The sequence below is a fragment of the uncultured Agathobaculum sp. genome, assembly GCF_963927765.1.
GTDB lineage: Bacteria > Bacillota > Clostridia > Oscillospirales > Butyricicoccaceae > Agathobaculum.
The window spans coordinates 1-3,115 of record NZ_CAWVCU010000092.1; the positions used below are offsets into that span (position 1 = coordinate 1).

The 3,115-nt window shown below is 50.3% G+C and carries 4 protein-coding genes; all 4 read left to right on the top strand.

The features are described 5' to 3' along the window. Window positions 1-333 precede the first annotated feature (333 nt). The 4 genes from ABGT74_RS08410 to ABGT74_RS08425 all read left to right on the top strand — a co-directional run bounded on the left by ABGT74_RS08410 (window position 334) and on the right by ABGT74_RS08425 (window position 2,986). Window positions 334-828, top strand: coding sequence for a hypothetical protein (locus ABGT74_RS08410; RefSeq protein ID WP_297283527.1), 495 nt, complete (start codon window positions 334-336; stop codon window positions 826-828). Between the two features lie 15 nt (window positions 829-843). Further along, on the top strand, window positions 844-1,026 hold the full coding sequence (locus ABGT74_RS08415; RefSeq protein ID WP_297283526.1) for a hypothetical protein: 183 nt from the start codon (window positions 844-846) through the stop codon (window positions 1,024-1,026). A gap of 195 nt (window positions 1,027-1,221) precedes the next feature. Further along, the gene (locus tag ABGT74_RS08420) at window positions 1,222-1,638 is read left to right on the top strand and encodes a hypothetical protein (protein ID WP_346705185.1); all 417 of its coding nucleotides are present in this window, start codon (window positions 1,222-1,224) and stop codon (window positions 1,636-1,638) included. Next, the gene (locus ABGT74_RS08425; RefSeq protein WP_346705186.1) at window positions 1,547-2,986 is read left to right on the top strand and encodes an ABC transporter ATP-binding protein; all 1,440 of its coding nucleotides are present in this window, start codon (window positions 1,547-1,549) and stop codon (window positions 2,984-2,986) included. Before ABGT74_RS08420 ends, ABGT74_RS08425 begins: the two co-directional genes overlap by 92 nt. The last annotated feature ends 129 nt before the right edge of the window (window positions 2,987-3,115 follow it).

Here is a 3,115-nt window from a genome sequence, read left to right on the forward strand (position 1 = left end):
ATTTGTCGAATTCTCTGGCAAAGGATTATATACCACAAATGTAGAACCAAAACAACAAAGGTAACAACATTGTTGTCATACTGATACCGGAATGAAACTTCCGTTTTTTCTTTCCCCACTTGCCCCATTACATGCCCTGATTATGGGCATTCTTCCGCCATTCCTACGCAAGGGGGACGGTGCGCTTCCTCCCCGCCGGATGATACCACGTGATAACGCAGCAAATTAAAAATCACACATCTCCGGTTTGACAAATCCATACTGTGATGTCATAATATAGAAAACAACGCTTTTTTCAAGCTTGTTTCAAAGAATGAAAGGGTGGGTTTCTCTATGTACAAAAAGCTTTTCAGTATGTTGCTTGCGGCAAGTCTGGCATTGTCTCTGACGGCCTGCGGAGGGGGCAGCGAAAGCACAGTCGATGAGAGCGATGATATTTCGTCTCCCGCGACGACTTCCTCGCAGGAAACCACGTCGGATTCGAGTTCCTCAGACTCCTATTCCGACAGTGGCTCCTCGTCTTCCTATTCCTCCTCTTCCTCGAGCAGCCGCTCTTCGGATATTGATCCCGATGACTACTCGTTTGAGGACTACTTAAAGGATAACGACCCGGATTCTTATGAATTCTATCAGGATTTGGAAGAAGGCTGGAATTCCGGCGAATGGGATTCGGAAAACGGATTTGTTTCCGATGACAGCTACAACTCCGACAATGACTTTGAGGACTACCTGTACGAAAACGATCGTGATTCCTATGATAGCTATCAAAGCTTGGAGGACGGTTGGAGCTCCGGTACTTGGGACTCGGAAAACGGATTTTTCCAATAAAAGGAGAAGACTAAAATGAAAAAGTTTTTCGCACTGCTCCTTTTGGCGTGCTCCTGCGCGGGCTTGCTGGCAGCCTGCGGCTCGTCCTCTTCGGACAGCGGCAGCCCGATTCCCGGCATCAGCGAACGCGAATATGAAGAAGCGCGGCAAGCCGTTATAGACGCCGACCGCGAATGGCGCGACGAAAACCTGTTTTAAACCAGAAAACAGCGATTGGCATATCACCATACCAATGAAAAACGGGGCAGCAATTTGCTGTCCCGTTTTTCTGTTTGACAAAGCTGCTCCGCCGATCGGTCCAATGATTTTTGCGTATTTGGTATTTGCAATCCTCTGTAATTGCGCTATGATGTAAATAACAATGATCCACACCATAAGAGGGGCATGCGTATCATGAGCACGAAATCAGAAAAAATGTGGAAAAAGATTTTTGATTTACTTCCGTCGCGGCAGAAACTGGGGTTCTTCTGCGTTCTGATTATATTAGGCGTTTCGGCTGTCTTGAGCCAGTTTACACCGCTCGCCATCGGTTATCTGACCGACAGCGTATTAGCCGGTGAGCAGGTCGCATTCTGGTCGGTTGTGCCGATTTTGATTGCGATTTTAGCGGTCAATGTGATCAATGAGATTATCAAGGTGGTGCGCCGTCTGATTGTGGAGGATACCGCAACGCAAGCGGAAAAAAAACGCGCGGCAAAAAGCCGCTACGTCACTGCTGCTGGCACCGCTTTCCTACTTCCGCAGCCATATGACCGGCAATATCCACGGCAGGCTCAACCGCAGTCTGGAAGGTACGGTCAAGCTGATTAAGCTGTTGTTTATGGACTTTGCACCCGCGGTGACCACTGGTGTGGCTGCCGTTGTCACCATCTTTTTGCAACTGCCTGTGCCAGTCGCCTGCCTAGTCGTTCTGGTCATTCCCATCGGCACGTTTATTGTCCTGCGGCAGATCAGCACGCAAAAAGGTATCCGTGTCGAACTGATGGAAACCAAAGCAGATCTGGACGGAACCATGGTGGAGCTATTGGGCGGCATAGAAACCATCCGCGCGCTGGATAGCGCACAGGCCGAAAGCGCACGCATCCAGACCTGTTCCGAGCAGCTGCGAAAAAAGGAGATGCGGCATCACAAGGCAATGGCGTTTTACGACTGTCTGAAGTTCATCAACGAGGCCTTGTTCAGCGTGGTCGTGATCGGCGCCTCGGTCTTTTTGGCCTCGCGACAAATCATTTCCGTCGGTACCGTGCTCACCGCCTATCTGTGCTTTACCCAGCTGACCGGACCACTGCGCGAGCTGCACCGAATTCTGGACGAGTTTTCCGAGTGTACGGTGTTGGCGGCGGACTATTTTCAAATGGTCGATATCCCGCTGGATTTTTCATATCAGGAACAGGCAGCTGCTCCAGATGCTGCTTTTTCATCCAATGATATCGAGATCCGCCATGTTCGTTTTTCCTACCCTGAAAAAACCGATCAGGCCATTTTACACGATATCAGCCTGTCCATCCCCGCAGGGAAATTCATCGGCATTGCAGGGCCAAGCGGCTGCGGCAAATCCACGCTCATCAAAATCATTGATAAGCTGGAACAAGCGGAAGGGGAAGTCCGTCTGGGCGGTGTTTCCTTATCCCAGCTTTCGCGACGGAATATCGCAGAGCATGTTGCCATCGTTCCGCAAACCCCGTTTCTGGTCGCTGACACGGTGTATCACAACATCTGCTATGGCATCGAGCGGGAGGTCAGTCTGTCCGAGGTGAAGGAAGCCGCGCGAAGAGCGAATATTGCATCTGATATTGAAAAAATGCCGAGCGGCTATCAGACTATGCTTTCGGAGGGCGGCCGCAACCTATCTGGCGGACAGCGGCAACGTATCGCCTTGGCACGCATTTTCTTGCGCAAGCCGAAAATTCTGATTTTGGACGAAGCGACCTCTGCTTTGGATAATACATCGGAAAAATGGATTCATCAGGAGATCGAGAAGCTCAAAGAAGAATGCGGCACGGCCATCTTGTCCATTGCGCACCGACTGTCCACCCTGCAAAACTGCGATGAGATCATCGTGATGGACAAGGGGGAGATCGTGGAACGGGGCACATTCCGCGAATTGGAACGCCGGCCGGGTATTTTCCGGGATATGGCGTTGGGCATCTTAAAGTAAAACACCACAGAAAAGTATATTTCAGTAAATCGGGCAAAGCAAAGGGCGCGTTGCAGAAATGAAATCTGCAGCGCGCCCTTTTATGCGCCGTCCAAAGGAGTATGTAGCCGATAGGTTGTGGAAAAACAA

Bases quoted from the DNA above. Each gene is read 5' to 3' on its own strand.
- ABGT74_RS08410 (WP_297283527.1), top strand. From the start codon at position 334: ATGTACAAAAAGCTTTTCAGTATGTTGCTTGCGGCAAGTCTGGCATTG.
- ABGT74_RS08415 (WP_297283526.1), top strand. From the start codon at position 844: ATGAAAAAGTTTTTCGCACTGCTCCTTTTGGCGTGCTCCTGCGCGGGC.
- ABGT74_RS08420 (WP_346705185.1), top strand. From the start codon at position 1,222: ATGAGCACGAAATCAGAAAAAATGTGGAAAAAGATTTTTGATTTACTT.